At 46.3% G+C, this 26,803-nt stretch carries 23 protein-coding genes; 14 read left to right on the top strand and 9 right to left on the bottom strand.

The features are described from left to right. Positions 1 to 334: 334 nt before the first annotated feature. From B3Z75_RS13260 to B3Z75_RS13270, 3 genes are all read right to left on the bottom strand, one after another. Positions 335 to 1,618, bottom strand: a complete 1,284-nt coding sequence (locus B3Z75_RS13260; protein ID WP_294072688.1) for a hypothetical protein — start codon at positions 1,616 to 1,618, stop codon at positions 335 to 337. Positions 1,619 to 2,460: 842 nt separating this feature from the next. Continuing rightward, the gene (locus B3Z75_RS13265; protein WP_294072691.1) at positions 2,461 to 4,842 is read right to left on the bottom strand and encodes a TonB-dependent receptor; all 2,382 of its coding nucleotides are present in this window, start codon (positions 4,840 to 4,842) and stop codon (positions 2,461 to 2,463) included. A 226-nt stretch (positions 4,843 to 5,068) separates the two neighbouring features. Next, entirely contained in the window at positions 5,069 to 5,266 is a 198-nt protein-coding gene (locus tag B3Z75_RS13270) for a CsbD family protein (RefSeq protein ID WP_294072694.1), read from the bottom strand. Positions 5,267 to 5,686: 420 nt separating this feature from the next. On the opposite strand from B3Z75_RS13270, the gene B3Z75_RS13275 reads away from it, so the two are divergent. Further along, complete coding sequence (locus tag B3Z75_RS13275; RefSeq protein ID WP_294072697.1) at positions 5,687 to 6,160, top strand: CYTH domain-containing protein; 474 nt, start codon at positions 5,687 to 5,689, stop codon at positions 6,158 to 6,160. Between the two features lie 55 nt (positions 6,161 to 6,215). On the opposite strand, the gene B3Z75_RS13280 is transcribed toward B3Z75_RS13275, so the two are convergent. Continuing rightward, positions 6,216 to 7,232, bottom strand: coding sequence for a branched-chain amino acid aminotransferase (locus B3Z75_RS13280; RefSeq protein WP_294072700.1), 1,017 nt, complete (start codon positions 7,230 to 7,232; stop codon positions 6,216 to 6,218). A gap of 107 nt (positions 7,233 to 7,339) precedes the next feature. Here B3Z75_RS13280 and dnaG point away from each other — a divergent pair, with 107 nt between their 5' ends. The 10 genes from dnaG to B3Z75_RS13330 all read left to right on the top strand — a co-directional run bounded on the left by dnaG (position 7,340) and on the right by B3Z75_RS13330 (position 18,396). Further along, positions 7,340 to 9,370, top strand: a complete 2,031-nt coding sequence (dnaG, locus tag B3Z75_RS13285; protein WP_294072703.1) for a DNA primase — start codon at positions 7,340 to 7,342, stop codon at positions 9,368 to 9,370. An 11-nt stretch (positions 9,371 to 9,381) separates the two neighbouring features. Next, entirely contained in the window at positions 9,382 to 10,290 is a 909-nt protein-coding gene (locus tag B3Z75_RS13290) for an ABC transporter ATP-binding protein (RefSeq protein ID WP_294072706.1), read from the top strand. A 48-nt stretch (positions 10,291 to 10,338) separates the two neighbouring features. Continuing rightward, positions 10,339 to 11,646: an ABC transporter permease gene (locus B3Z75_RS13295; RefSeq protein ID WP_294072710.1), complete on the top strand. Its 1,308-nt coding sequence runs from the start codon at positions 10,339 to 10,341 to the stop codon at positions 11,644 to 11,646. Positions 11,647 to 11,649: 3 nt separating this feature from the next. Then, complete coding sequence (locus tag B3Z75_RS13300; protein ID WP_294072713.1) at positions 11,650 to 13,512, top strand: alpha-L-fucosidase; 1,863 nt, start codon at positions 11,650 to 11,652, stop codon at positions 13,510 to 13,512. Between the two features lie 131 nt (positions 13,513 to 13,643). Further along, positions 13,644 to 14,003, top strand: a complete 360-nt coding sequence (locus tag B3Z75_RS13305; protein WP_294072716.1) for an arsenate reductase family protein — start codon at positions 13,644 to 13,646, stop codon at positions 14,001 to 14,003. Next, on the top strand, positions 14,000 to 14,995 hold the full coding sequence (dusB, locus tag B3Z75_RS13310) for a tRNA dihydrouridine synthase DusB (protein WP_294072719.1): 996 nt from the start codon (positions 14,000 to 14,002) through the stop codon (positions 14,993 to 14,995). The genes B3Z75_RS13305 and dusB overlap by 4 nt, the downstream gene beginning before the upstream one ends. A 65-nt stretch (positions 14,996 to 15,060) precedes the next feature. Next, positions 15,061 to 15,489 (top strand): RrF2 family transcriptional regulator, encoded by a 429-nt coding sequence (locus B3Z75_RS13315; RefSeq protein ID WP_294072722.1) that lies wholly within the window; start codon positions 15,061 to 15,063, stop codon positions 15,487 to 15,489. Positions 15,490 to 15,725: 236 nt separating this feature from the next. Next, complete coding sequence (locus B3Z75_RS13320) at positions 15,726 to 16,343, top strand: YceI family protein (protein WP_294072725.1); 618 nt, start codon at positions 15,726 to 15,728, stop codon at positions 16,341 to 16,343. 32 nt (positions 16,344 to 16,375) lie between these two features. Then, positions 16,376 to 17,698, top strand: coding sequence for a hypothetical protein (locus B3Z75_RS13325; protein WP_294072728.1), 1,323 nt, complete (start codon positions 16,376 to 16,378; stop codon positions 17,696 to 17,698). Positions 17,699 to 17,772: 74 nt separating this feature from the next. Continuing rightward, entirely contained in the window at positions 17,773 to 18,396 is a 624-nt protein-coding gene (locus B3Z75_RS13330) for a YceI family protein (protein WP_294072731.1), read from the top strand. Positions 18,397 to 18,440: 44 nt separating this feature from the next. Here B3Z75_RS13330 and B3Z75_RS13335 read toward each other — a convergent pair whose 3' ends face one another. From B3Z75_RS13335 to B3Z75_RS13350, 4 genes are all read right to left on the bottom strand, one after another. Beyond that, the gene (locus tag B3Z75_RS13335) at positions 18,441 to 20,204 is read right to left on the bottom strand and encodes a S41 family peptidase (protein ID WP_294072734.1); all 1,764 of its coding nucleotides are present in this window, start codon (positions 20,202 to 20,204) and stop codon (positions 18,441 to 18,443) included. 78 nt (positions 20,205 to 20,282) lie between these two features. Then, positions 20,283 to 20,891: an L-threonylcarbamoyladenylate synthase gene (locus B3Z75_RS13340; RefSeq protein ID WP_294072737.1), complete on the bottom strand. Its 609-nt coding sequence runs from the start codon at positions 20,889 to 20,891 to the stop codon at positions 20,283 to 20,285. 140 nt (positions 20,892 to 21,031) lie between these two features. Next, on the bottom strand, positions 21,032 to 21,889 hold the full coding sequence (locus B3Z75_RS13345; protein ID WP_294072740.1) for an enoyl-ACP reductase FabI: 858 nt from the start codon (positions 21,887 to 21,889) through the stop codon (positions 21,032 to 21,034). A gap of 268 nt (positions 21,890 to 22,157) precedes the next feature. Then, complete coding sequence (locus tag B3Z75_RS13350) at positions 22,158 to 22,844, bottom strand: MIP family channel protein (protein ID WP_294072743.1); 687 nt, start codon at positions 22,842 to 22,844, stop codon at positions 22,158 to 22,160. Between the two features lie 269 nt (positions 22,845 to 23,113). Between B3Z75_RS13350 and B3Z75_RS13355 the strand changes: the two genes are divergently transcribed. From B3Z75_RS13355 to B3Z75_RS13365, 3 genes are all read left to right on the top strand, one after another. Further along, on the top strand, positions 23,114 to 23,836 hold the full coding sequence (locus B3Z75_RS13355) for an MBL fold metallo-hydrolase (protein ID WP_294072758.1): 723 nt from the start codon (positions 23,114 to 23,116) through the stop codon (positions 23,834 to 23,836). Between the two features lie 120 nt (positions 23,837 to 23,956). Beyond that, positions 23,957 to 24,337, top strand: a complete 381-nt coding sequence (locus B3Z75_RS13360; protein WP_294072746.1) for a VOC family protein — start codon at positions 23,957 to 23,959, stop codon at positions 24,335 to 24,337. 11 nt (positions 24,338 to 24,348) lie between these two features. Next, positions 24,349 to 26,202, top strand: a complete 1,854-nt coding sequence (locus B3Z75_RS13365) for a 4-hydroxy-3-methylbut-2-en-1-yl diphosphate synthase (protein ID WP_294072749.1) — start codon at positions 24,349 to 24,351, stop codon at positions 26,200 to 26,202. A gap of 89 nt (positions 26,203 to 26,291) precedes the next feature. Here the strand turns inward: B3Z75_RS13365 and B3Z75_RS13370 are convergent, their stop codons facing one another. After that, on the bottom strand, positions 26,292 to 26,729 hold the full coding sequence (locus B3Z75_RS13370) for an OsmC family protein (protein WP_294072752.1): 438 nt from the start codon (positions 26,727 to 26,729) through the stop codon (positions 26,292 to 26,294). Between the last annotated feature and the right edge of the window lie 74 nt (positions 26,730 to 26,803).

Genomic DNA, 26,803 nt, shown 5'->3' on the forward strand with positions numbered 1-26,803 from the left:
TGGGTCGTGGGTTCGAATCCCGCCCGGATCACTTGAAAACCAAACACTTATCGGAGTCTCCGGTGAGTGTTTTGCTTTTTGGAAAAACAAATTCACCCCAAACAAAATAAAGAGTGATAAATTACCAGTCTCTGTATTGCAGAGACAATCTGCTTCCCTGACTCTTACTGCTGAGTAAATAATTATTTATATTTCAAAATGTCCGGTTTTTATGCATGAAAGCTGGACAAATGTATTATCCTGATTTTGCTATATTTCTAATTACTTCTTACAAGTTACCGACGCCACAGGCACCCACCGGTTAAAAATGATTAGATCATTTCATAACTCTGACTTAATCTAAAGAGGTGAAGAGGGAGACTCCTCCCCCTGGAATGTCCTTCAGGATGGTTATCTCATTATCGACATTCATCCTCATCAGCAAGTAGTGCTTGTCTGACATCCGATAAGCACCAAGCAAGATACACGTTTCGGAAACATCGAGGATGTGAGCGACCGTATACCCTTCAAGCCGGGCACGATCCAACTTGTAAATATGAGTGGTGGTTCCGTCTTCGATGTCTACCCGCGTGAGGGCTAAACCGTTCTTGTCAAAATGATACAACAGGTTATTTATCACCATATTTGCCTGTACAGGACAGGGCGTCTCCCGATAGAATTCCTCGCTCGACAGGTCGATTAGCGTAGTAACTCCTCCGTGATAATGGCTATAGATTACTTTCCCCGCGACATGGGAAAGGTTGGTCGAGGTAGGGAAATTATTGGTAAATGGCAGGTTTATTTCTCTTACCTTCTCAAACTGTCCATTCTTCAAAGTCATCAGGAAATGTCTGGGTTCGTGATAAGGGGTGAAGGTGTAACTCTTCTCGTCGTAGTCGCCCATAAAAGAGTAAAGTGCCATGATCCCTTCCGTACTGCTCCACACAAAGTTGCATACGTAAACTGGAGAGTCGCCATTTGTTTTCCTTACAGTTGGGATGAGTTCGCCAGGCACACCGTCTGCGCGAACGGATCGCATCCACCGCCCGCCGGCGAGTCCATACAGCACATTCCCATCGCCATCCACGCAAAAACCCCATACCGTCTCGTTCTCAACCGAGAGTGGCTTGTATGTAAATTCCCCGCCGGGAGCCGGAGAGGCACGATACAGGATATGCGGGCAGAGGCCGCTGTTGTTGCAGCGAATGGCTGTATAATAGAGGTTATTTTCCCTGTCTTTCACGATATCCAGAAAATCCCATTCGCTATCAATGTAATTGGGCCGGAAAGACCGCCTGTTCACGCTCTTGTTATAGAGTATTTCGTTGTTCCCGCTAAGGCTGGGAATATATTCTCCAGGTATCTCGGAGGCCTTTCCGTCGCTCTTTCTAACAAGATAGATCTCACCGGTCCTCCCTTGTTCATGAAAGATCGTAAGCAGATAGTCACCCAGATCGCGCACATAGAAAGGTATCATCCCTCTGATCTTTTTGCCCGCATGGTCACGATATTCCACTTCATACATTTGTTCACCGCTGTCGGCAGTGGATCGAAGGGGAGAGGTGCGTTTCATGCCATACAGTGTAGCCCCGGCATCATGTGTGGCTATAAACAGCGATTTAGCCTCCTCTATGTTCATGTGTCTCAATTTCCCGGCTTGTTCTTCTCCATCAATTGTATCTTGGCAAGCGAGGAGGGTCAGGGTAAAACATAATGCCGAGGTGAGACTGTAAACGCTAATAGGTTTCATAGTAAAATGTAAAATAGTATTTGTTTCAAGAGATGTCCCGGTACACTTTTCTAAAGTAAAGATCACTTGTCATGATATTACAGTATATAAAAATTCTTTCCCCACCCCTGGTTGACGCAGTTTCTGCGATGAACAAATCAACATTCACATACTCGGAGTACATGTCCAGTTGGCCCAGGAATCTGTCAGCCTTGCTCAGAAGGCTGATTACCTCCATGTCGTTGATAACCCAGTGCCGGTTCAACAGGGTTGGCTGAAAACTCTTGTGCCCTCCCTGGCTAAGGAATGTGGTCGATTGAAATATAATTAGAACAAAGATAGCTTTAATCTAGATAATGCCACATAATTAGAATTAAAAATGCTCTAATTCTAAAATATGTCGAAAAATTAGGATTGTTTTATTCTAATTTTGTATCTTTCTTTTGCAGGCACTTTTTTCTCTCAAAATGATGAGTGCATCGTTAGAGTTTCATTGGATTTTCACCTCATTACAGCCGGGTAATCGGAAGTAGCCCAGGGTGTAATAGTGTAATCCAAGCCACCTTGATCTAAATACTAGATTCTGTTGTAATTCTACTTCCGGATATGAAAAGAGAGGTGTCAGGTTGGGTACCGGGCTCAGTCCTGAATCTTTGGCAATCACTTCCCGGAAATATCGATCGGTAAGACAATATTCTTTCGGCATTAGTGTAGGCTCATTGTGAGGATGGGAATGGGTAAACAATTACGCATTATATCTTCACCATAATTCCAATTGTGGGCAGTAGGGTGCCGCTATCGGTCGCAATTTCTCTGAGAATATGTCTCTGCGGGTCGTTTGGATTGTCTTGTACTACCCCGTTGATATCTTTATTGGTGTAAATAGGTGGGTTTCCAGACTGGAAGTTGTATACGTTCTGGATATCCAGATAGAAGTTTAGCATCCACTTTTGGAAATAGAATTCCTTGTCGATGCGGGCATCCAGCTGATGGGAACTACTCAGTCGCAGAGTGTTGTAGTGGACATAGTCGATATAGGCCTGATTGGTGACACTCCAGGCCGCTTTGCTGGTGGAGAGATCCATGTCGATGGGAGAATAGGGAGCGCCACCCACAAGCCGCCAGCGCATCGACACATTCCAATTATGAGGCAATCTGTAGCTGCCTGTAAGGTTGAGCATATGGCGTGTGTCCCAGTTGGAGGGGCGATAAATTCCGATCCTGTCGGTGAACTCACTCCAGAACAGCGTGTAGGTGAATGCCGCATTAACCTTGTTCGTGTTGATTAGTCTGCCGGAGAACTCCATGCCATAAGCATGTCCCTTGCCGGTAGAGACAATCTCCTCGTCACCGATCTGCCCATATTCGGTTCCCTTTCCGGCAATGCTCATGCCGTTGGCCACCGAAAGCGGATAGTTTTGATACTGTTTATAAAAACTCTCCAGATTAAACCGCAACCGGTCGTTCGGTCGGAATTCAACTCCTGCAATCGCCTGGCTGGAGATGATGTGTTTCAGTTGTTCATTTCTGTTTACAAAATTGCCTGCGCCATCTCTATACCCCATTGTGGTGTATGCAGGACGCATTGCGTAGCGTCCCACGTTACCGTTGATATCCCACTTGTCGCTTATCCGGTAGGAGGCGGAGAATCGTGGGGAGAACTGATTCAACGGATTCCTCATGTTGTTGTTAAAGTTGTTTCCGATAGTATTGAGACCCAGAGAAAGAGAGAGCCTGTCGTTCATATAAGTATCGGACAGCTGGATAAATGCCATGTAGGACCAGAGATCCAGCTCGGTGTTGTAGATCAGATCCTCGAGATTGCCATTTCTGAAAATCCTGCGATTGGTTTCGTTGGTATAATGGGAATAGGTAACTCCTCCACCAAACAGCAGTTTAACCGGTAGATCAGGGTAACTTCGTTCGAAGCGTAATTTATTCTCTGCCTCGTCCGACCGGTAATCCGATAACTTTGGGAGTGATTCGTCGTTGTCCTGATATTTGAAGTTGCTGTTTCTCAGCATGTTCCTGCTTAAAACCCATGTGTCAAAATAGTGGTTGCTGAAGTGTTTATATACTGCCCCCACTGCATAGTTCCATTGTTGATAGATTGGCAGGTAACTAAGCAGGTAGCGTTGTGCTTCGGTACCGGTCTCCTGCAATTCGGTGTTCAGCGTCATGTTGTCGATGGCCCCCAGCCCGATAATGGAAATCTCATTTTTGGGATCAATCTGATGTTTGAATTTTACCTGAAAATCGTTGTAGGTAGGAAGAAATGGAAGTCCGATAAGCTTGAACAACAGCTGAAGATAAGATTGACGGGCAGAGACAATGAAGGTAGATTTATCGCCGGCGGGTCCATCCATGGTGAAAGCAGCGTCCGAGGCTCCCACCGCCATTTGAGTGTGAACACGGTCGCGGCTGCCATCCTTCTGACGAATATCCATCACAGAACTTAGTGCATTGGGGCGGCTGGCCGGGAAGGCACCCGTATAGAAGTTGATCTCACGCACGAAGTCGGGATTAATCACCCCCACTACCCCTCCCGAGGAGCCCTGAGTGGCAAAGTGATTGATGATTGGGATCTCAATGCCGTCGAGGTAAAAGACATTTTCCGAAGGACCGCCACCCCGCACAATAAGGTCATTTCGGTTAGGATCAGTTGCTCCAACCCCCGGGAGTGTCTGGATTGCTTTCGATACGTCGCGGTTTACGCCGGCAGCCTTTTCGATATCCCGTACCCCCACAGTAAGGAAGGAAACAGGACTCTCAATCTTTTTCAGATTTATGCTGGGCCTGACTACTACTTCGCTGATCAGGGTAGAGGACTCGGGTACAGCAATATCGATGAAGGCCGTCTGATTGCCCTGCACCTGGATCTCGGGCGATAAGGTGGTTTCAAATCCAACATAGCTCACCTCCAGTCTAACAAAGCCGGGGTCGACATCCGCGAAAACGAACTTACCTCTGGCGTCACTCGACAAACCAATGGCCGTTCCCTGTATCCGGATAGTTGCAGATTCAAGCGCTTCGTTGGTCTTTTCGTTGTACACACGCCCTTCAATCTTTCCCTTTTGAGCAAAAGCAATCATGCTGGTTAGCACGAGGAAAGCCGTCAATATCTGTTTTATCATACGATGTTGTAAGTTGGCAAACTGTAAAAACAAAATGTTTCACCATTTGTTCGGAAAGTCATTTTTTTTTACGGCCCTCACACATTCGTATTTTGTAGACAATAGACGACGGGGGGCATCTATCCTGGTATTGAATGGAATGCCTGGCATCCTCAAGGCAACTGTTTGGCATCCTGCCCGTTCGGCTACTATTCCGGCGCATTGTTGTGCTCCGAAAGATCACTGTTTAAATTTTATCAAGCTCTCTCTCGAACCAATCCCGGATCTCGTCTCGTGTTTTGCCTGTCCTTGACTGGATTCTGCCAAAAAGCTCGTCGTCCTGTTCATCTTCGTACAGAAGATCATCGTCCGTCAAATCAGCCCATTCTTGTTTGGCGAGGGCTTTCAACTCATTCCAATTACCTTTAATTCCTTGCTTTTTCATTATTGATAATTTTTTGAAGGAGTTTCTTCATTGAAAGCTCCATTTTCTAAACAAAACCACTTTTGCGAATGTTCGGTATTTCCCTGCTTAATTCTTTATTTGAGATAGTGAGTGTTTGTGGAAATTCCTCTTTGGGACAATAAAAAAGCTCAGCATAAGTGGGGAAAAATTCCTCAATGTTTTTGAATATTTGGAAAAATATTTTATTAATTAGCAAGAATATCTTATTTTTGTTTTAGATTCATTGAATAAAGAATAGAATTACGCGCATTGATTTTTATTTAATCCAACCAAAATCTTAACTATGTTTTTATTTTTTTCGTAGTGATTACGGGGACTTAAAAACATAGTTTTTTTCCTTTTGCTGTCTGCAACACATTTTGCTTTTCGATTTTTTTACAATGTCACAAATAGAGAAATATGGGATACGAGATTGAACGGAAATTTCTGGTCGAGGGAAACTACAAAGCAGACGCATTTAAAAGCATGTTTATCAAACAGGGTTATCTTTCCCAGTCGGAAACAAGTGTAATCCGTGTGCGGATCAAAGATGAGAAGGCATATGTCACCATCAAGAGTGCAGCGATAGATGGCGAATTAAAACGACATGAATGGGAGTACGAGATTCCTGTGAAAGATGCCGAAGAGATGCTTCAACTGTGCGAGGATGCCCTGATCGAAAAGAAGCGCTATCTGGTGCAGGTTGGGAGCCATACCTTTGAAGTGGATGAGTTTTATGGTAAAAATGAAGGTTTGTGCATTGCTGAAGTGGAGCTGGAAAGCGAAGACGAGACTTATGCGAAACCCGATTGGCTGGGGCTTGAAGTGACGGGGAACGTTCGTTATTACAATTCGTTCCTCTCTCTCCATCCCTATACTGAATGGAGAGACTAGTGGACATTCACCCTCCTCAAAAATAAAAAAGCGGCAGAAGCCGCTTTGGTTTTTATTATACGATCGTGATCCAGCCATGCACATCGGGCTCGTCGCCATATTGAATTGCCCGCAGCTTACGATAAAGCTTCTCACTGACAGGCCCTGCCTTTCCGTCTTTCGCAATTTCGTAGGTCTTGTGTTCGCTCAAATCGTCGATGCGCAGTATAGGACTAATCACGGCGGCGGTACCGCATGCCCCTGCTTCTTCAAATGTGTTAAGCTCTTCCTCCAGTACCGGGCGGCGCTCTACGGTGAGTCCCATGTCTTCAGCCAGTTGCATCAGGCTTTTGTTGGTGATTGAGGGCAATATGGAAGTCGACTTGGGCGTGATGTAGGTGTTGTTCTTTATTCCGAAGAAATTGGCCGGCCCGCATTCGTCGATATATTTTTTCTCTTTCGCATCGAGATACAATACCGCAGAGTAACCCATCTCATGGGCTAATTCCCCTGATTTCAGACTGGCAGCGTAGTTTCCTCCCACCTTGTATGTGCCGGTGCCCAGTGGTGCCGCACGGTCGTACTCCCGCATGATGACCATGGGGGTTGGCTTGAATCCCTCCTTGAAATAAGGGCCTACTGGTGTCACGAAAATAAGGAATGTGTATTCTTTGGCTGGTTTTACGCCCACCTGTGCACTGGTGCCAATAAGCAGCGGGCGGATATATAGTGATGCTCCACTCTCATAGGGGGGAACAAAACGTTCGTTTTTTTTCACAACGAGGAGCACCATCTCCTCAAAAAGGTCGACCGGCAACTCGGCCATCATGATGCCGCGACAGGATGATTGCAGGCGCAATGCATTTTCCCGCATGCGGAAAATGCGTATTTTCCCGTCTTTGCCCCGGAACGCTTTTAATCCTTCAAAGACTTCCTGTCCGTAATGCAGACAGGTGGCAGCCATGTGGAGGTTCAGGTATTCTGACGTTTCCAGTGTGGGGGCACTCCACTCTCCGTCGGCGAAATGACTGCGTACATTGTAGTCGGTTTTCATATAGCCGAACGATATGTTCGACCAATCGATTGCATCCATCTTCAAATATTTTAATGTTGGTTGGATTAGATTAATCCCGTACAAATGTATGATTTTATTTTTTAAAAATGTGTTTTCACAACATAAATCATTAATTTCGTATCCCAATGATTGATCAGATAACAATAGCACGTATTCAGGACGCAGCCCAAATTATCGATATCGTGTCCGACTTTGTTACGCTCCGCCGCCGAGGAGTGAACTGGGTGGGATTATGTCCTTTTCACGATGACCGTACTCCCTCCTTCTATGTTTCTCCTGCAAAGAATATCTGCAAATGCTTTGCCTGCGGAGAGGGCGGATCGCCCATACACTTCGTGATGAAGCATGAACAGCTCTCTTACTACGAGGCATTGAAATATGTTGCCCGCAAGTACAGCATCGAAGTCGTTGAGACAGAATTTACCGATGAGGAGAAGCAGGCACAGAGCGACAGGGAGAGCATGTTTATCCTGAATGAGTATGCCCGCGACTTTTTTGTAAAGATACTGCATACCCATCCCGAAGGAAAAGCCGTTGGCCTCACTTACTTCAGGGAAAGGGGCTTCCGGGATGATATTATCAAAAAGTTTCAACTGGGTTACAGCCCGGAACAACGCGATGCCTTCTCCCAGGAAGCGCAGAAAGCTGGATACAAACGTGATTTTCTGTTGAAGACCGGACTCTCCGCGGGAGGAGAGCATAACCAGCGGCTTGTCGACCGGTTCCGGGGTAGGGTGATCTTTCCTGTTCACAAACTGTCAGGAAAGGTTGTCGCTTTCGGGGGACGCATCCTCAAAAAAGTGGACAACACGGGAAAATACGTCAACTCTCCCGAAAGCGAGATTTACTCAAAGAGCAACGAACTGTATGGCATCTACTTTGCCAAAAGTGCCATTGTGAAGCAGGATAAGTGTTTTCTGGTAGAAGGATACACGGATGTGATCTCAATGCATCAGGCTGGTATTGAAAACGTGGTATCCTCTTCGGGAACAGCTCTCACACACGGGCAGATTCGCATGATTCATCGCTTCTCTGAAAATATCACGGTATTGTACGACGGCGATGCGGCTGGCATAAAAGCCGCATTGAGGGGTATTGATCTGTTGCTGGAAGATGGCATGAACGTGAAGGTGGTGCTGCTCCCGCCGGGAGAGGATCCTGACTCCTTTGCCAAAAAGCAGAATGCGGATAATTTTCATCGTTATATTTCGGACAACGAGGTTGACTTTATCCGTTTTAAAACACAACTCTTGCTGGAGGAGGTGGGCGATGACCCCATCAAACGGGCAGGGTTGATCTCCAATGTGGTGGAGAGCATAGCCCTCATTCCGAATACCATCACCCGTTCTGTGTATATTCAGGATTGCTCTCAGTTGCTCAACATGCAGGAGCGAGTACTGATTGCGGAAATCAACAAAATCCGGAAACGTAATTACGAAAGAAAAAAAGAGCAGGACGATAAGGCGGTGGCGCGCGGTGAAAATCAGGAACAGTCGACGGATCCGGCAGAGGAGAGATCAAAAGTCCGGAGGATTTCCTCCCTGAATCCTTACGATAAATACGAACGGGAAATATTGCGCTACGTGGTTCGCTATGGCAATACACCCATTTACCAGAAGTTCGAAAAGCAAAAACGAAAAGAGGGAAAAAAAGTGGTTGAAGAAGACGTGCTGGTGGAAGTGGGGCCGGGTGTGACAGAATTTGTACAGTATGACTTGGAGCGTGACCAGATTGGCTTTTCCAACGATCTTTACCGGCAAATGTTTGAAGAAGCCGTGAAGAATATCAAAGATGCTGAGTTTAACTCGGGGCGTTACTTTTTGTCACATCCCGACCCAAAAGTAAATAAACTTGCATCGGAGTTGATGAGCGACCGGTATCATTTGAGCAAGATACATTCAAAAATATTGGGCGAGGAAATGGGAGACAAAAGTTCGCGGCTGCTTGAAAAAAATCTGCTTCATTCCTATGTCCCGCGTGCTACTACTGAACTGAAGAATGTCTACGTACTCCAGAAAATTGAAGAAATTAAAAAAGAGATGAAATCGGGTAACAAGGATGATTATGTGACACTTATCACCAGGTTGCAACAACTTCAGGAGATTAAAAAAGTACTTGCCAAAGAACTGGGTGAGCGGATTGTATTGAAATATTAGAAACCAAACATATGTATTTAGAAACCAAAGAAGTGGTGAAGCAATACGCAAATCACCTGGCTCTCAATAAGGTGAGCATTCAGGTTCCACGAGGAACGGTTTTCGGATTACTGGGCCCCAATGGAGCGGGAAAGACCACCCTTATTCGTATCATTACCCGCATCACGGCTCCCGACAGTGGGAGCGTGATGATCGACGGAAGGCCATCCAGAAGTGACGATGTGTATAATATCGGATATATGCCGGAGGAACGCGGTCTCTATAAAAAAATGAAGGTGGGGGAGCTGTCAATGTATCTTGCCCAACTGCGCGGACTATCTAAAAAAGATGCACACCACGAACTGATGAAATGGTTCAAGCGGTTCGATATTATGGATTGGTACAACCGGAAAGTGGAGGAACTCTCCAAAGGTATGCAGCAGAAAGTACAGTTTATCTCTACCGTAATACACAATCCCGATCTGCTGATATTCGACGAACCTTTCAGCGGTTTCGATCCGGTGAATACGGATATGGTGAAAAATGAGATGCTCCGCCTCAGAGACGAAGGAAAAACCATCATCCTCTCCACCCACAATATGGAGTCGGTAGAGGAGCTCTGCGACAATATTGCCCTTATCCATCAGTCGCAGGTAGTTCTGCAGGGAAAAGTGTTTGACATCAGGAAGGAATACCGGCCGGGCATTTTCCGCTTTCGCATTCTGGGGAGTGAGTTCGATTTTGTTCATCCTTCGATCGAAGTTCTGTCGAGGGAGCCCTATCACGAATTTATCGATTTGCGCATCAAAAAGATGGAGAATATGAGCAGTAATCACCTGGCACGACTGATCTTCGATCGATATGAGGTGGTGAGTTACGACGAGGAATTGCCCACCATGAACGATGTTTTTATTAAAACGGTGACTGGTAATGCCAGATAGGCAGTGGCAAAGTCAATCTTTATCAATCTCATTTAATCTCTAAACGAAATGAATACATTAGGATTAGTCATAGAACGGGAATATATCACGCGGGTCAGGAAAAAATCATTCATCATTCTCACCCTGCTCATGCCGCTGCTGATGGTGGCTTTGTCGGTAATTCCATTTTGGCTCTCTACCCTGAATGAAGGCGGGGTAAAGAACATCGCTGTAATTGACAATACCGGTACTTATGCCTCGCTGTTGAAGTCTACCGATAGTTATAAGTTTCAGATTGTGGAAGAATCGGGACAACAGGATCAGGAATCACGGTTGGGCAAGGATCTCTTCGCCATTCTGCAGATTACGGGCGACCTGAATGTGAATCCGCATGCTGTTTCGCTCATGTCCGAAAAGCAGGCTCCGCAGGAGTTGCAATCCATTATCGTGAATACGCTGACAGAGAAGGTGACCCAGCAAAAGCTCGATGAGCTATCCACATCAAGCAACGTGGATGCCGAAGCAATTTCCCGGGTTCGTGCTATTGTTGAAGATGGCTCCAAAATATCCCTGCGAACCCTTCGTATGGGGGACGATGGGAGTGTGCAGGAGTCGTCAACCGAGCTTGCCACCATCATCGGGATGATCTTTACCATACTCATTTACATGTTCATTCTTCTATACGGCAATATGGTGATGCAGGCCGTATTGGAAGAGAAGAAAAGCCGTATTGTGGAGGTGATGGTCTCTTCGGTAAAGCCGGTAAAATTACTGATCGGAAAGATTGTTGGAATTGGTTTGGTTGGAATTACCCAACTGGTAATATGGGGAGTACTCCTGGGTGTCTTATTCGGGGGGCTGTCATTCTTTATCTCTTCTCCCGAAAAGGCTGCAGCTATGTCGGCCGACATGGGGGATTTCGATATGGAAGGATTGGTTAATTTGATCGAGAGCGTTAACTGGTTTGAGATTGCATTGTACTTTCTCCTTTTCTTCGTAGGTGGATATGTTCTGTATGCATCTATCTTTGCGATGTTTGCCTCGGCTGTAGACAGCGAAGAAGATACCAGTCAGTTTATGACGCCGGTGACACTGCTTATTATGTTTGCATTTTTTGCCGGATTCTACAGCGTGAGCAATCCCGACGGTCCTTTGGCGTTCTGGACATCGCTCATCCCGTTCACATCTCCCATCGTCATGATGGTACGTATTCCGTTTGGAATACCTATGTGGGAGAAGCTGTTGTCAGTTTTGTTGCTATATGGTACATTTATTCTCATTTCTATTTTTGCGGCAAAAATTTACCGGGTAGGTATTCTGATGTACGGTAAAAAACCCTCAATAAAAGAAATGATAAAATGGGTGAAATATAAATAACGCATGAAGCTGAAGATAACCCTGATTCTGTTCTGTAGTACGGTCTTGCTGGCAGCCCGGCAGAAGCCGTCGCAAGAGTGGCTCGACCGGAAGTTCTCGATGTTTATTCACTTCGGCCTTTATTCCGTTTATGGCGGGGTATACGAGGGAAAACCGGTCACAAGGGGATATAGCGAGCAAATTCAGTCGTTTGCAGGTATTTTTAGTGATTGGTACGCACATACCGCAACGGAGTTTAACCCGGTAAAATGGAATCCCGACAGCATCGTGGCCCTGGCAATGGAAGCAGGCATGCAGTCGATCGTTTTTACCTCGAAACATCACGACGGGTTCTGCATGTACCACTCTGCATATACCGATTTTAATATTGTGGATGCTACTCCTTACGGAAAAGATATGATGAAGGAGCTGGCGGCTGCCTGTCACAGAGGAGGAATTGGTTTCGGGGTCTATTACTCGTTGATTGACTGGCATTATCCCCAGGCTTATCCCATCTCCAGTCATAATGCCGACCCTCTTACGCCGGAACATTACACTTACAACATGAAACAGGTGGAGGAGATTATGACAAATTACGGAGAGATTTCCGAGATCTGGTTCGATATGGGATCACTTACTCCCGCACAAAGTAAGGGATTGTATGAGCTGGTGAATCGCCTGCAGCCGCAATGCATGGTCAGCGGAAGGCTGGGGAACGACTATGTTGATTTTGCGGTGATGGCGGACAACGAATATCCCGGTTACAAGCTTGGAGTACCCTGGCAGACAGCTGCCTCCATGTTCGACGAGACCTGGGGCTATCGGTCTTGGCAGGAGCGGGGGAGCGTGGAAGATAAAGTAAATGAAAAAATAACAAGCCTGATCAGGGTGGTCGGTGGCGGCGGACATTATCTGCTGAATATCGGACCGCGGGGCGATGGCTCGGTGGTAGAATTTGAACGCGATGTACTTCTGGGAATCGGGGAATGGGTAAAAGCCAATCCTTTGCAACAATCGTCTATCTGGAGAAATGATCCGACAAAAGCGCTTTTTCTCCCGAAGGAAGTTGTCCAAAAAGTGATTGTGAACGGTGTGCTGTCCCCTCAAAACGCGATGCCGTTATTCGGTCATTCAAGTCTTAACTATTATGCCGGGTACAAGAGCCTGATCGGTTATGGCTGGAAGGTGCGCACCCGGAAGCGGACAATAACGCCCGAGATTATTTATACCGGCGGTGAAGCCGGTCGCGAGATTACATGGAGTGTCGACAGCATGGCACAGACAATCACGCTCAATCCGGAACATGCCCGCACGACAATACAGACAGCAGGGGCTGTGGAGTGGGGGAAGGTCTACCGGAAACCCGGGCGTGGCGTCTTTGGAAATATTCCGGAGGAAGGTCAGTCATTCATCGACCCGGATGCTCCCGGATCAGGGTGGGAGTGTGTGACGGATTTCCAGCATGGAATGGAGTATGCCGAAAGCATCGCACCACGGGAAAGTATGCTTCTCTTGCAGGAGATTACAGCAGAAAAGGAGCAGACAGCTGCTGTGGAGATTGTGTCCGGAAACGGAGTTTACATATTGCTTAATGGAGAGTATCTCACGGCGCATCTTTCGCCCGGGAGGATACCAAAAGAAAAAGAGCCGGTGCTGCTACCCCTGAAAAAAGGCCGCAATCAACTGGTGGTTAAATTTTACAACGCATTTGAAGCCTCCTTCTCTTACGGAATAAACCCGTTAAAAGAATGGAAGGTATACAGGCAGAAGCTTACGCCTGTAACCCTTGATAGCAATATGAGTCATGCCGCATCTTTGCGTGCCGCCGATAGCAGGTCGTATGTATCTCCTTTACGGCTTAACAATGTGAGTATCTACATGGACTGACAGTAAATTGTCTCAGCTCCCATACAATTTTATTATTTAATCTGCTTTGCGTATCTTTGCTCCCTAAAATCACAGAGCTCCAACCTCATACCAGTTTGAGGAGGAGCATCACCTGCAAAATTACAACGCGAATGAAACCGTTATTTATACAATATCCCAGTTGCGGCACTTGCCGGAAGGCTGCCTTGTGGCTGAAAGAGAATGGCGTGGATGTTGATGTCCGCCACATCGTTGAAGAGAATCCTACCCGCGACGAACTTGCCGAGTGGATCGACAGAAGCGGTCTGCCTGTCAATAAGTTTTTCAATACCTCGGGGCTGATCTATAGACAGCAGAATCTGAAAGAAAAGGTGAAAGAAGCTTCACGTGACGAACTTCTTGATATTTTGGCATCAAACGGTATGGTGGTGAAACGTCCGCTGGTGGTGACCGACGATTTTGTGCTTGTTGGTTTTAACGAGTTGGCGTGGAAGGAGAAATTAGGAAAATGAAAATAGCTCATTTGGAATTTCCGGACAGGCCGGTTTTTCTGGCTCCCATGGAGGATGTGACCGATGTAGGCTTTCGATTGCTTTGCAAGCAGTTTGGGGCGGATATGGTTTATACCGAATTCATTTCGAGTGATGCCCTTATCCGTGATGTGAAGAAGACAAGGCGGAAGATTTTTTTTGGCGAGGAGGAGCGTCCCATCGGAATACAGATTTATGGCAGTGACCCCGATGCGTTGGTGGAAGCAGCTAAAATATGCGAAGAGGCAGATCCGGACCTGATCGATATCAACTTCGGTTGTCCAGTGAGAAAGATCGCCGGCAAGGGCGCCGGGTCGGGAATGATGCGCACACCGGAGTTGATGCTGGAGATCACCGAAAAGGTAGTCCAGGCAGTAAAGAAACCTGTGACGGTAAAGACCCGACTGGGATGGGACGATAACTCAAAGATCATCGTATCCCTGGCGGAACAACTTCAGGATTGCGGCATCGCAGCACTTACCCTGCACGGGCGCACCCGTGCGCAGATGTATAAGGGAGAAGCCGACTGGTCGCTGATTGCAGAGGTGAAGAATAACCCTCGCATGCACATACCCATCATAGGAAATGGTGACGTCACCTCGCCGGAAATAGCAAAACACCGGTTTGACGAAACCGGTGTGGATGCAGTAATGATTGGCAGGGGCAGTATCGGGCAGCCGTGGATCTTTCAGGAGGTAAAGCACTACCTGAAAACCGGCGAACATGCTCCGAGAGAGTCGTTCCGCTGGTATCTGGATGTATTGAAAAAACAAGTGCAGGAAAGTGTGGATCGTCTCGACGAAGTACGCGGTATCCTGCATATGCGTCGCCATCTGGCCGCCACCCCCCTATTCAAGGGAATACCGGATTTCAAAGCCACTCGCATCGCGATGCTGAAAGCCACAACGCTCGCTGAATTGTTTGACATCATGAACTCGGTGGAACATGCTTTTTTTTTCCAGGAAGAACTGTAGAAAACCGGTGAAACATAACATCGGTTTTTAATTTTATGCTATCTTTGTCTGTCGGTCAAAGGGGAATGAAAATAAACACTAAAATACGATATGGATTACGGACAATGATTGAAATTGCTGATTGTAAGAATCCTGAAGGTGTCCTGCAAAAGGATATTGCAAAGCGACAGCAGATTTCGGTCAAATATCTGGATTACATTATCAGCGCTCTCAAACTGAAGGGATTGATCAGAAATGTTGGAGGAAGGGGAAGTGGCTATGTGCTCGCCCGGCCCGCTGTTGAGATTACCATGTTGGATATTTATACGGCATTTGAACCTGTTCTGGTTGTACAATGTGTCTCTGATGACTCATTTTGCGAACGTTCTTCGCTGTGTTGTAAGGCAAATCTCTACTGGAAGCAGTTTCACAGACAATTTGTGGAAATGCTGTCCGGAAGAAGCCTGGAGCAGATTATGATGGAAACAAAAGAAGATTGTCTGTTGTGTGAATAGTTTTTTTTGGGAACACATCCTACTAAAACTATAGCATTGATGTTTGGCTTGTTTTAAGGTCTGATAAATTTGCAATGTTCGGGCGTATATTTTACAAAGTGTCTGACCTGGCCCGAGGAAAGAAGAAAAGAAAATTCGTATAATAAAGGGAGACCTTCCCATTTTTGGGGTAAAAGGCAACATAATCCTATTAAAACTATAGGAAAACAATATTAATAACTTCAATACATTTAATTATGAAAAAAGTATTATTCGGCAAACGATTCTTATTTACACTCATGTCCATCTTCATGATGGCAGCTGTCTTAGTAAATGCCCAGACACTAACCGTCAAGTCTTATACGGTAACAATTGATGGAGAGACGAATGTGAATCATGATTTCACAACAAAGGTGACGCAATTGAGCGGGAAATTGACAGTGGCTGACAACCGTCCACAATCTCTGATCGTGGAAATCCCGGTTCGTTCTATCCTTAGCGGAGAGAAGCTGATGGACAAGAAAACACACGAAACGTTCAACGCGCCGAAGAATCCGACTATCAATTTCACCATGACCGAGTTAAATTCGTTGCAGGTGGAAGGTAATAATGTTGCGGTAACTGTCACCGGAAATCTTTCCATGGGAGGTACCACAAAGAAAGTGACGCTCAAGGCAAGTGGAAAGGAAGTGAGCCCCGGTTCGTATACCTTTCAGGGAGCACTACCGCTTAAAATGAGCGATTTCAGTATGAAAGCACCGACTGCCATGCTGGGTACCATGAAAACGAAAGACCAGGTTACGGTAAATTACAACGTTACTTTTGAAGGAGCAGCGATTAATTTTAATTCAATAGAATATACACAGAACCACTGATTATTTACCATTAAACAAATAAACAAAGAACGATGAAAATGAAAAAAAGAAGCCTCCTGACGGTAGTCGCGATTCTAACCACTTGCGTTGCATTTGCTCAGTTACGTCAGACCAATAAAGACGGCATCAATGTTTTTGAAACCCCGAAGACGGATACTGAGTTTGACGGATTAAAAGTTAAGATTGGCGGTGCGCTGACTCTTCCTTATACCACGCTGGATCACAGCAATGCTCATGGAGAATATGAAAGCGACAATCCGTCGACATTGCTTCCGTTGACGAATAATTTTGGACTGCCACAAGCCAATTTGTTTATCAAATCAAATCTGGCGGATGGTATTTACCTGAACTTTGAACTTTATCTGGCTTCCAGGCATCACAACGAAACATGGGTAAAAGGCGGCTTCCTGCAAATGGAAAAATTGCCCTTTCTCCCCTGGGATTTTGTCGATGAGCTGATGGAGTTCACCACGATCAAGGTGGGACAGTTCGACGTGAACTACGGCGATGCGCATTTCCGTCGTTCCGACGGTGGCCTCACCTTTTACAATCCTTTTATGGAAAACCATATCATGGATGAATTTGCCACCGAAATTGGTGCAGAGGTGGACGTCCATCTTGGGGACTTCACCCTTGTGGGAGCCGTTACCAACGGGCAGCTTAATCCCGCGTTGCAGAAGATAGACACTACCCAGGAGACCAATAAATACTCAAACGGCAAAATGAATCCGGCGTTGATCGGAAAACTGGCTTACGACAAGCGGTTCAACGAGCAGTTTCGTCTTCGCGTGAGCGGATCCGGATATTACACTGCCGGTTCGTACAGGAATACACTTTTCGGTGGTGATCGTACCGGTTCCAACTATTACGGGGTTATGTACCATGTTGCGCCGAGCAGCTCAACGTTCACAAACGGGCGATTCAACCCCGGCTTAACCGATCGGTTGAGTGCGCTGATGGGCAATCTGTTCCTGAAGTATTCACCCGTTAACGGTGTTTCGTTCGAATCGTTTACGACCCTTGAACAGGCAAAAGGGCGCAGTGCCAGCGAGAAGGATCTGAGAACAGCCAATCAGTTTGTCACCGATTTGGTTGTGCGTTTCGGTGCCGACGAACAGTTCTATGTGGGTGCCCGGTACAACATACTCAAAGCAGACATGGCCGCAGCAGGAGGTACGCCGGCCTATACGGCCGACATCAGCCGCACTGCTATTGCGGCAGGGTGGTACATGACGAAAAATATCATGGCCAAAGTGGAGTATGTGAAACAAAACTACGATGGGTTTCCTGGCAACAGCATCTATTCCGATGCCCAATTTGATGGGTTGACTCTCGCAGGGTCGATTGCCTTTTGAACATTTTTTATACAACCAACCAGACCGGGAGTAACTCCCGGCTTGGTTGTCATCTGATCTGACAAGAAGAGACAATGAAAGCATTTTTATCCATACTCACTGCTTGTTTTCTGGCTTCATCCATCGCTAATGCGCAGCTGGAATCCTATCCGATCGCCGTGGATGTGAAGGAAAAAAGTGTGCTTTCCATTCAGGGAAAAAGCAATGTTGTCGACTTTGTGTTTGACCAGCCCGGAGAGAAGTTTATACGAAAAAAACTCTATATCACAGCATCCCGGCGTGACGACAAGCTTTTTTTAAGCGAAAACAGCCTGGAGATTCCTGTGAAAAACTTTACATCTGGCAACAGGATGGCGTTGAGAGATTTTCATAAGCTGGTAAAGTCAAATGAATACCCTGTCATGCATATTGAGCTTGATCATGTCCGGTTGTCAAACGAGCCATTTGGTGATGTGGGTGATGCCGTGATCGACGTCACGATCACCGGCGTCACTAAGAGGTATATCTTTCCTGTTACGGCGGGTAAAAACGGGAACAATTTCACGTTTGGTGTGAAAAAATCAATCAATATCCGCGACTTCGATCTTACTCCGCCCGTGCACATGATGGGAATGCTGAAAGTGGATGAATGGATCACCATTACCCTGTTCATGGAATGTGCTATCCGGCCGGTCGACCAAGCGGAGCTGGTTCGGTAATTATCCTTTTTTTGAAATGCTCCCGGCATACCCCAGGGAGTTTTTTATTTCTCCATTAATTTTCTGATTTCATCACCCCGTACATCGTCCAGCATGTCGAAACGATGTTTATCCTGCATGTGGAACGTCGCTTTATTATCCACCTGCGAAGAACGGAACGGACTGGAGACAGGCAACGTCGTGGTACGGGCAGCTCTTGTGGTACCCGTGATCAACGAGATTGCTTTTCCGAGCAAGGGATCGTTAGTGTTGCCAAATTCAAACAAGAACAGTTCATCACCAGTTTCAACCATACCATCAGGGTTGAATTCATCCACCTCATAATTGGGTGTGAAACCAGCAGTGAAGTCGGACTTACCTTCGCTGTTGAAATATTTCACTACAATTGGCTGCATCCCCCATTTGTTTTTGGGATCTTCCTCCTCGTAGATGGAGATAGAACCCACATTTTTTCCGTAGGTTGTTTCACCGATCAGTATTACTTCCATGTAGGGTTTCAGGCCGTTGATGATAAACTCGCTGGCGGAAGCAGTCCATCCGCTGGTAAGTACATAGAGTCGCGGCAGGTTTAAAGAGGGTACATCGGTTATTTTCACCCATGCAATCACATTGCCTTTGTCATCTATTTTGGCCGTATCGATCTGTGAAATAAAATAATCCTTGTTGTAATTGGCTCCATACTCCTTTAGCAGCGCATTGTGCACAATGGAGTTGTATTGGGAGGTGGTGAGCACGTTGCTGATGGATCTGTTTTTCACCAGCGCACTTGCCAGGGCAATGGCCGACGAGACAGCCCCGCCGCTGTTATAGCGGAGGTCGAGCACCATCTCGTTGATTCCCTGTGCTTTCATGGCATCCAGCCTGTTCATCAGCAGTTTGTCGTAGTCGTAACTGTCATCCCCCTTATCCCGGGCAAAGAAGTTGTATACAAGATAGCCAATCTTCTTATTGTCGATGGTATACACACTGTCTTTGTAGACCGGATTTTCTGCATAGTCGCTGTGCATCTGAATAGCAACATCTCCGCTGTTTTGAAAGTTGTAGGTCGATGTGGCAGAATCAAACCGCCAGTCGGCCATCGAGAGATTTTTTGTTCCCGTGCCCCCGAACAGGGTTTTGTAGTTCTGGGGTGTGATGTTCTGCCCGTTTATTTTGGTGATGAACCGGCCTCTGTCGATTCCTTTTGCGTCGGCATCGGTACCGGTCATCGGGTAAAGCACCAAAGCGTAATAGTGGGTCTTAGCCTGGTCAGCCCATACGAAGGTGTATTCAAAGCCGATCTCATCGGAGCTTACCCCGTTCAGATTTTTCAGCAACTCCACGTAATCTTCCTGTATCCAGGAGAAACGATCGCCTTCCGGGTTCGTGGTGGCGTTGTACTTATAGAGAATGGAATTGAAGAAGTCAGCCGGATTCAACGAATAGTTCGGATTTTTGGAAAGTTTGTTGTTCCATAAGTAGTAGATCGACATCTGGTCGTAGATCCATCTATTTACATACTTGTTGTTTGATATTGCCGCGGAAGTAGTGATGGTGGCTTCGCCCGAGGTGTTGGCGTCGGAAACGGAGACGATGGTGCCATCGTTTAACGTGGCACTTGCACCGGGAGGAGTCACGGAATTGTCTATTGCCGCATTTACCGTGTTTGTATAGCCGCTTGCATATTTTAAAGCGAAAGTTTTGGTGGATGCATTGTAGGTGGCTGTCACCAACTCACCCTTGTCGGCAGCAGGATCATCGTTTTTGCAGGAGGTGAAAACAACGAAGAGGGTGGAGAGCGCAAAGAAAAAGATGAATATTTTTTTCATAAAGTTGAATCTGAAAAGATTGATCGATGAACGTAAGACTGCGAAAGTACCGAATAATTTAATCCCGTAAAGAAAATATTAATAATTTAACTCTCCTTTTCCCTGCCGGACGATGACCGGCTCCCCTGAGGTACAGTCCACCACCGTGGATCCTTCTATGCCGCCAATGCCTCCGTCAATCACGATGTCGGCAACATCGCCCCATTTTTCAAAAATCAATTCGGGGTCGGTGCTGTATTCAACCTCCTCATAATCATCTTTTACCGAGGTGCTGAGTACCGGATTCCCCAGCTGCAATACAATCTCGCGAATGATATTGTTATCGGGTACCCGGATGCCGACCGTCTTCTTGTTCTTGTATATTTTGGGAAGCGACGAGGTGGTCGGCAAGATAAATGTGAACGGGCCGGGAAGATTCTTTTTCATCAGCTTAAATGTAGGAGTGCTTACCCTGGCATATTCGCTCATTACGCTCAGATCGTTGCAGATAATGGACAAATTGCTTTTTTGCGGATTGATCCCTTTTAGAGCGCATATCTTCTCTACGGCCCTTACATTCAGTGCATCACAACCAATTCCGTACAGTGTGTCAGTGGGATAAATCACAATACCACCGTCACGCAAAACAGAAACAACCTTTTCAATTTCGCGGGGATGAGGATTTTCGTCGTATATCTTTATCAGCATAGAGCACAAATGTAGTGAAAGCCGAGAGAAAAGCAAAACTTGTTTGGATTTTCCGAGATCTACCCTATATTCAAAAAATGTATAAAAAAATAGCTTCAATCGGCAGATCGAAGCTATTTTGTCGTTGCTATGCCCGTTGTTTATCCGTAGATGACGTTTCCATTATCATCCCGGTTTTCGTCGAGTCCATTGCTGTACTGCTTCATGGCACGAAGACTCATGCCCATACTGGAGAAACCTCCGTCGTTATAAAGATTCTGCATGGTAATCTTGCGCGTGAGATCAGAGAACATGACCACGCAGTAATCGGCTGCATCGTCGGCTGAGGCGTTCCCAAGAGGAGCCATGCGCTCTGAAAAATCCAACAGGTCGGTCATCCCTTTCACTCCACTTCCGGCAGTAGTTACTGTAGGCGACTGCGATATCGTGTTTACGCGTACACCTTTCTCCCTTCCATAAATGTAGCCAAAACTGCGGGTGATGGATTCCAGCAGTGCCTTGGCATCGGCCATGTCGTTGTAGCCGTAAAAGGTACGTTGAGCAGCTACATACGTTAGCGCAAGAATGGATCCGCCACGTTCTATGGCATCCAGTTTACGGGCAACCTGCAACATTTTGTGAAAAGAGACGGCGGAGATATCGAGAGTTTTCATCAGCATGTCGTAGTCGAGATCGTCGTAGGTCCTTTTCTTGCGTACGTTAGGGGACATCCCGATTGAGTGGAGGACAAAATCTATTTTACCGCCCAGGATTTCCATTGATTTGGTAAAAACCATCTCCAGATCTTCTACGTTGGTTGCATCAGCCGGAAGGATCTCGGCGTTCAGCTTCTCGCCCAGTTGCGCAGTGTCGCCCATTCTGACGGCCACCGGCGTGTTCGATAACGTGATAATGGCGCCTTCTTCAACGGCCTTTTCAGCCACCTTCCAGGCAATTGACATGTCGTTCAATGCGCCGAAAATAATCCCTCTTTTACCTTTTAATAAATTGTGAGTCATAATTTTATCATTTTAGATCGACCGATAAAAAAAATACCGGATTTTGCTGTGATCATTCTTTTGCGGAAAAAACTGCGCAAATTTACGAAAAATGTGCAATAATTAAACAAGTAAATCCGAAATATGTTTTCTTTCTGAGAGTTTTTGTGAGAATTTAGGGTAGATAAATAAATTAAGCGGATGAAAATCCGCTTAACTGTTCACAAATTACAGACAGGAATGCTTCTGTCGGTAAAAGGTTCCATTTGTCAATTCCTACGATAGCTGTTTACACGGTGGCTTTTTGGTCATTTTCAACGGTAATTCCTTTCCAGACGAATGCGGCAACGGCAGCACCCAACAATGGAGCAGCGATGAATAACCAAAGTTGAGACAGGGCTGTAACACCTTCAAAAAGTGCCGGGCCAATGCTGCGGGCCGGGTTTACGGATGTGCCGGTGATGGGAATGCAGACAATATGTATTAATATCAGCGTGAGTCCAATGGCCAGGCCTGCGAATTTATTCAGGCCATTTTTGGCGGTTACCCCCAGTACCACAAGCACAAAGATGAAAGTGAACACGGCTTCGGCAACAAAAGCTGCACCTACTTGTCCTTCTGCAAAACCATTGGCACCGGTGAGCGTGGTGGTGGAGCCAGAGTCTTTTGCTAAAAACCAAAGGATAGATGAACCGATGATTGCACCAACAACCTGAAAGAGCATATACATCCCGGCATCTTTTGCGCTCATCCTGCCCGTAAGAAAGACACCTAGTGTGATGGCAGGATTTATATGACATCCCGAAATGCTCCCAATACCATAAGCCATGGCAACCACAGACAGGCCGAATGCAAATGCAACTCCCAACGTGCCCACTGAGTCGAAAGGCTGTCCGGCCCCCGCAAAGACGGCAGCACCGCAACCCATCAGCACAAGCACCATTGTTCCGATCATTTCTGCTACATACTTCTTCATGATTTTTCAATTTTATTGTGAAACAATTTTGTTCCTGCAAGGTAATATATTTATTTCATAATCATCAGAGCCAGATAGTTAAATTGGGGTTTTACTCTACACTTTGAACTTCATCGTCATCTTCTCCGGTTCGTTCAAAGTGAATGCGACAGCGTCATCATGTGTCCCTTTCCGCATAGATGCAAGCATCGATGTTATTTTATCAAATTTTATACGAAACATTTTGAACATTTTGCCTTCTGTTTGTTTTAATGATAGGTTGAGAGATGATGAAAATTACATATATATATCATAGCTGTTATTTGATAGAATTTGACGGTTTTTCCGTGATATTCGACTATTACAAGGACGCCCCCCGTGAAGATGGTAAATACTGGGTGAAAGATTATTTGCTGGAGAAACCAGGCGATCTGTACGTACTCTGCACCCATTCGCACTCCGATCATTTTAATCCCGTCATACTTGACTGGAAACAACGAAAGGAGAATATCACGTATATCTTTTCGTACGAACTGAAGCAAAACGGAGTCAATGATCCCGGTGCGTATTATCTCGGAAAAGAGCAACTGTTCGAGGACCAGTGGATTAAGGTGAAAGCTTTCGGATCTACCGATGTGGGAAGTTCCTTTTTACTCACCTGTAACAATCACTCCTTTTTTCACGCCGGAGACTTGAATAACTGGCATTGGAATGAGGAGGTGGATAAAGCGGAGGCGCTTACCTACGAGAACAATTTTTTATGTGAACTTGAATTGTTGTCTGAAAAAACAGATCATCTGTATGCGGCCATGTTTCCCGTCGATCCCCGCCTGGGTAAGGATTATATGCGAGGGGCGGAGCAATTTGTGTCGCGTATTAAAACAGCTTGTTTTTTTCCCATGCACTTTGGGGAACAATACGACAAGGCCAACCAATTCGGGAAAATTGCTGCCCGCTATGGTTGTAGGTACCTGCCTGTATCGCATCCGGGACAGTCGTTTACGCTGAAGTAAATACAGACGTCGATGTAACACCGGCACGGTGTATGCTCAGATGAGCAGAACAAATGATCTGCGAAGCATGTCAAGTGACACGAATAACATAACTAATAACGGATAAAATTATTGAAAAGTATGGAAGTAAAAGCAAGGTTCGATCACTATAATATCAACGTGTTTGATCTGGGAAAAAGCATTCAATTTTACGACAAAGCATTGGGCCTGAAAGAAGTTCGCAGGAAAGAGGCCTCCGACGGCTCCTTCACCCTGGTGTACCTGGGCGATGGCGTGACTGGCTTCACCCTGGAGCTCACCTGGCTGCGTGACTGGGATAGACCTTACAACATGGGTGACAACGAACAGCATCTCTGCGTTCGGGTAGAAGGCGACTATGATGAGACGAGGGCCTTCCACAAAGAGATGGGGTGTGTCTGTTACGAAAACAAAGAAATGGGACTTTATTTTATCATCGACCCCGACGGATATTGGATAGAAGTGTTACCTTTGAGTAAATAATCGACTGAAATATGGATTTTTTTAATTATAAACGCCGCCCCACCATTGACGTCCTTGTCGGAAACATCATGATGGGTGGCAATCACCCGGTTGTGATACAAACGATGACCAACACCAATACGCTCGACACGGAAGCCAGCGTGGCCCAGTGTGAACGCATCATCGCTTCCGGTGCCGATCTGATTCGCCTGACCACGCAAGGAGTGCGCGAAGCAAACAATTTGCGGGAGATTCACCGGCAGCTGAGGGAGAAGGGCTATGCAATCCCTTTGTCGGCTGACATCCATTTCAATCCGCGTGCAGCCGAGGTGGCGGCGACCATCGCCGAGAAGGTGCGCATCAATCCCGGTAATTATGTCGACAAGCAGAAGACCTTTGCCGAGCTGGAGTATACCGAGGAAGAGTATGCGGCAGAATTGGATAAAATCCGTGCCAAAGTAGTTGCCTTTCTTCAAGTCTGCAAAGAACATGGTACAGCCGTACGCATCGGCGTGAACCACGGATCGCTCTCCGATCGTATCATGTCGCGCTATGGCGATACCCCCGAAGGAATGGTGGAATCTTGCATGGAATATCTGCGCATCGCTGTGGAGGAAGGGTTTACCGATATTGTGATATCCATGAAAGCTTCCAATACGCTGTTGATGACCAAGGCGGTACGCCTGTTGGTGGATAGGATGGATAGAGAAGATATTCACTTTCCACTCCATCTGGGGGTGACCGAAGCAGGGAACGGTGAAGATGGAAGAATGAAGTCGGCTGTCGGTATTGGAGCATTGCTGAGCGATGGCCTGGGGGACACCATCCGTGTATCGCTGAGCGAAGAACCGGAAGCGGAGGTGCCTGTGGCCCGTAAGCTGGTGGACTATGTGATGCAGCGACAAAATCATTCACCCATTGACGGGCAGCAATTTCCCGGCTTTTCCCCTTTTTCTACCGACAGACGGGAAACAGATGCAGTCTGGAATATTGGCGGTGATTTTCTCCCGGTGGTTATATCCGACAGGAGCAGGATCGATAACATGGGCATCAACCCTCATTTTCTCCCCGATTATATCTACACAGGAAGCCGTGTTCCCGAAAACTTTCCAAAAGGAATGAAATCGATTGTGGATTTTGCTTACTGGAGAGAGGGAATAGATCGTTACCCTCTCTTTGCGGCCGATGAAATCGGCTACCTGAAGACATGCACAGCACAGGTGAAGTTTCTCCGTCTTTCCTATCCGCAACTGACGAGTGAGATGATCTCGCTCCTGAAGGAAGAACCCAAGCTGGTTGTTATTCTCACAACAGATCATTTGAATGGAGTAGGAGAGCAGAGAGCATTTTTCCATGCTCTGTTGAATGCGGACTGTCGTGTACCGGTGGTACTGCAGCGAAGCTATTCAGAAGATGAACCGGAAGATATACAGCTCAAAGGAGGGGTGGATTTTGGAACGCTGCTTTTAGACGGATTTGGCAATGGGATGATGTTGAGCAACGAAGGGAAAATAAGTATCACCGATCTGGATGCCTATGCTTTCGGGATCCTGCAGGCTGCCCGTGTACGCACCAGCAAGACGGAGTTTATCTCCTGCCCCGGTTGCGGAAGAACGCTGTTCGACCTGCAAACGACGGTTGCGTTGGTGCAGAAGCATTTTTCCCATCTCAAGCATCTGAAGATTGGCGTGATGGGATGTATCGTGAATGGCGTGGGAGAGATGGCCGATGCCGACTATGGCTATGTGGGAGCCGAACATGGAAAAATTTCGCTCTATCGGAAAAAACAGCTGGTAGCAAAGAATATTCCCCAGGCAGAAGCAGTAGAACATCTGATTCAGCTGATTAAAGATCACGGTGACTGGATTGAACCGGAGATCAATTAACCTGATCAATAACGGGAGTATCTGATGAAGATTCATCGGAAACAACCGGTATAGTATTACAAAGGCAGCTTTTCGCTGCCTTTTATCTGTTACTTACCCACTGTAATATGCACCGGTGTGGAGTTTACGAGGTTGTCACTTACCGGGCAACGCTGCTCAACAATTTGCAGCCATTGCTCCAGTGTGTCGGCATCGGCATCGGCATCTGGGATGATTTCTACGTCAATTCTTTTATACCCTGCTCTTTCGCTAGTGGCCATGCCCAGATGTTTATCCGGGTCGAGCACGCCCGCCAGATTTATTTTTACACCCTTCAAGGTGAAATTCAACTCTTTGGCCACAAGGTGACACATGACATTCAAGCACCCTGATAGGGCAATCAAAGTATATTCAACCGGATTTGGGCCGTCGTTGGTGCCGTTCAGCTCTTCGGGTTCATCAATAATTGTTTCAAAACCTCTTGTCTTCGCAATGGTCTTGGTCGGGCTCTCGCTGTGCGCTTTTACGCGAAAAGTAATGTTAGACATAAATGTACAATTAAATTAATTTAAGTTATGCAAGTCATTCAAACTTACTTGCAAAACTTACGTGTTTATATTTG

Source organism: Proteiniphilum sp. UBA1028, assembly GCF_002316955.1.
Taxonomy (GTDB): Bacteria; Bacteroidota; Bacteroidia; order Bacteroidales; family Dysgonomonadaceae; genus Proteiniphilum.

Bases quoted from the DNA above. Each gene is read 5' to 3' on its own strand.
- B3Z75_RS13260 (WP_294072688.1), bottom strand. From the start codon at position 1,618: ATGAACATAGAGGAGGCTAAATCGCTGTTTATAGCCACACATGATGCC.
- B3Z75_RS13265 (WP_294072691.1), bottom strand. From the start codon at position 4,842: ATGATAAAACAGATATTGACGGCTTTCCTCGTGCTAACCAGCATGATT.
- B3Z75_RS13270 (WP_294072694.1), bottom strand. From the start codon at position 5,266: ATGAAAAAGCAAGGAATTAAAGGTAATTGGAATGAGTTGAAAGCCCTC.
- B3Z75_RS13275 (WP_294072697.1), top strand. From the start codon at position 5,687: ATGGGATACGAGATTGAACGGAAATTTCTGGTCGAGGGAAACTACAAA.
- B3Z75_RS13280 (WP_294072700.1), bottom strand. From the start codon at position 7,232: ATGGATGCAATCGATTGGTCGAACATATCGTTCGGCTATATGAAAACC.
- dnaG (WP_294072703.1), top strand. From the start codon at position 7,340: ATGATTGATCAGATAACAATAGCACGTATTCAGGACGCAGCCCAAATT.
- B3Z75_RS13290 (WP_294072706.1), top strand. From the start codon at position 9,382: ATGTATTTAGAAACCAAAGAAGTGGTGAAGCAATACGCAAATCACCTG.
- B3Z75_RS13295 (WP_294072710.1), top strand. From the start codon at position 10,339: ATGAATACATTAGGATTAGTCATAGAACGGGAATATATCACGCGGGTC.
- B3Z75_RS13300 (WP_294072713.1), top strand. From the start codon at position 11,650: ATGAAGCTGAAGATAACCCTGATTCTGTTCTGTAGTACGGTCTTGCTG.
- B3Z75_RS13305 (WP_294072716.1), top strand. From the start codon at position 13,644: ATGAAACCGTTATTTATACAATATCCCAGTTGCGGCACTTGCCGGAAG.
- dusB (WP_294072719.1), top strand. From the start codon at position 14,000: ATGAAAATAGCTCATTTGGAATTTCCGGACAGGCCGGTTTTTCTGGCT.
- B3Z75_RS13315 (WP_294072722.1), top strand. From the start codon at position 15,061: ATGAAAATAAACACTAAAATACGATATGGATTACGGACAATGATTGAA.
- B3Z75_RS13320 (WP_294072725.1), top strand. From the start codon at position 15,726: ATGAAAAAAGTATTATTCGGCAAACGATTCTTATTTACACTCATGTCC.
- B3Z75_RS13325 (WP_294072728.1), top strand. From the start codon at position 16,376: ATGAAAATGAAAAAAAGAAGCCTCCTGACGGTAGTCGCGATTCTAACC.
- B3Z75_RS13330 (WP_294072731.1), top strand. From the start codon at position 17,773: ATGAAAGCATTTTTATCCATACTCACTGCTTGTTTTCTGGCTTCATCC.
- B3Z75_RS13335 (WP_294072734.1), bottom strand. From the start codon at position 20,204: ATGAAAAAAATATTCATCTTTTTCTTTGCGCTCTCCACCCTCTTCGTT.
- B3Z75_RS13340 (WP_294072737.1), bottom strand. From the start codon at position 20,891: ATGCTGATAAAGATATACGACGAAAATCCTCATCCCCGCGAAATTGAA.
- B3Z75_RS13345 (WP_294072740.1), bottom strand. From the start codon at position 21,889: ATGACTCACAATTTATTAAAAGGTAAAAGAGGGATTATTTTCGGCGCA.
- B3Z75_RS13350 (WP_294072743.1), bottom strand. From the start codon at position 22,844: ATGAAGAAGTATGTAGCAGAAATGATCGGAACAATGGTGCTTGTGCTG.
- B3Z75_RS13355 (WP_294072758.1), top strand. From the start codon at position 23,114: ATGAAAATTACATATATATATCATAGCTGTTATTTGATAGAATTTGAC.
- B3Z75_RS13360 (WP_294072746.1), top strand. From the start codon at position 23,957: ATGGAAGTAAAAGCAAGGTTCGATCACTATAATATCAACGTGTTTGAT.
- B3Z75_RS13365 (WP_294072749.1), top strand. From the start codon at position 24,349: ATGGATTTTTTTAATTATAAACGCCGCCCCACCATTGACGTCCTTGTC.
- B3Z75_RS13370 (WP_294072752.1), bottom strand. From the start codon at position 26,729: ATGTCTAACATTACTTTTCGCGTAAAAGCGCACAGCGAGAGCCCGACC.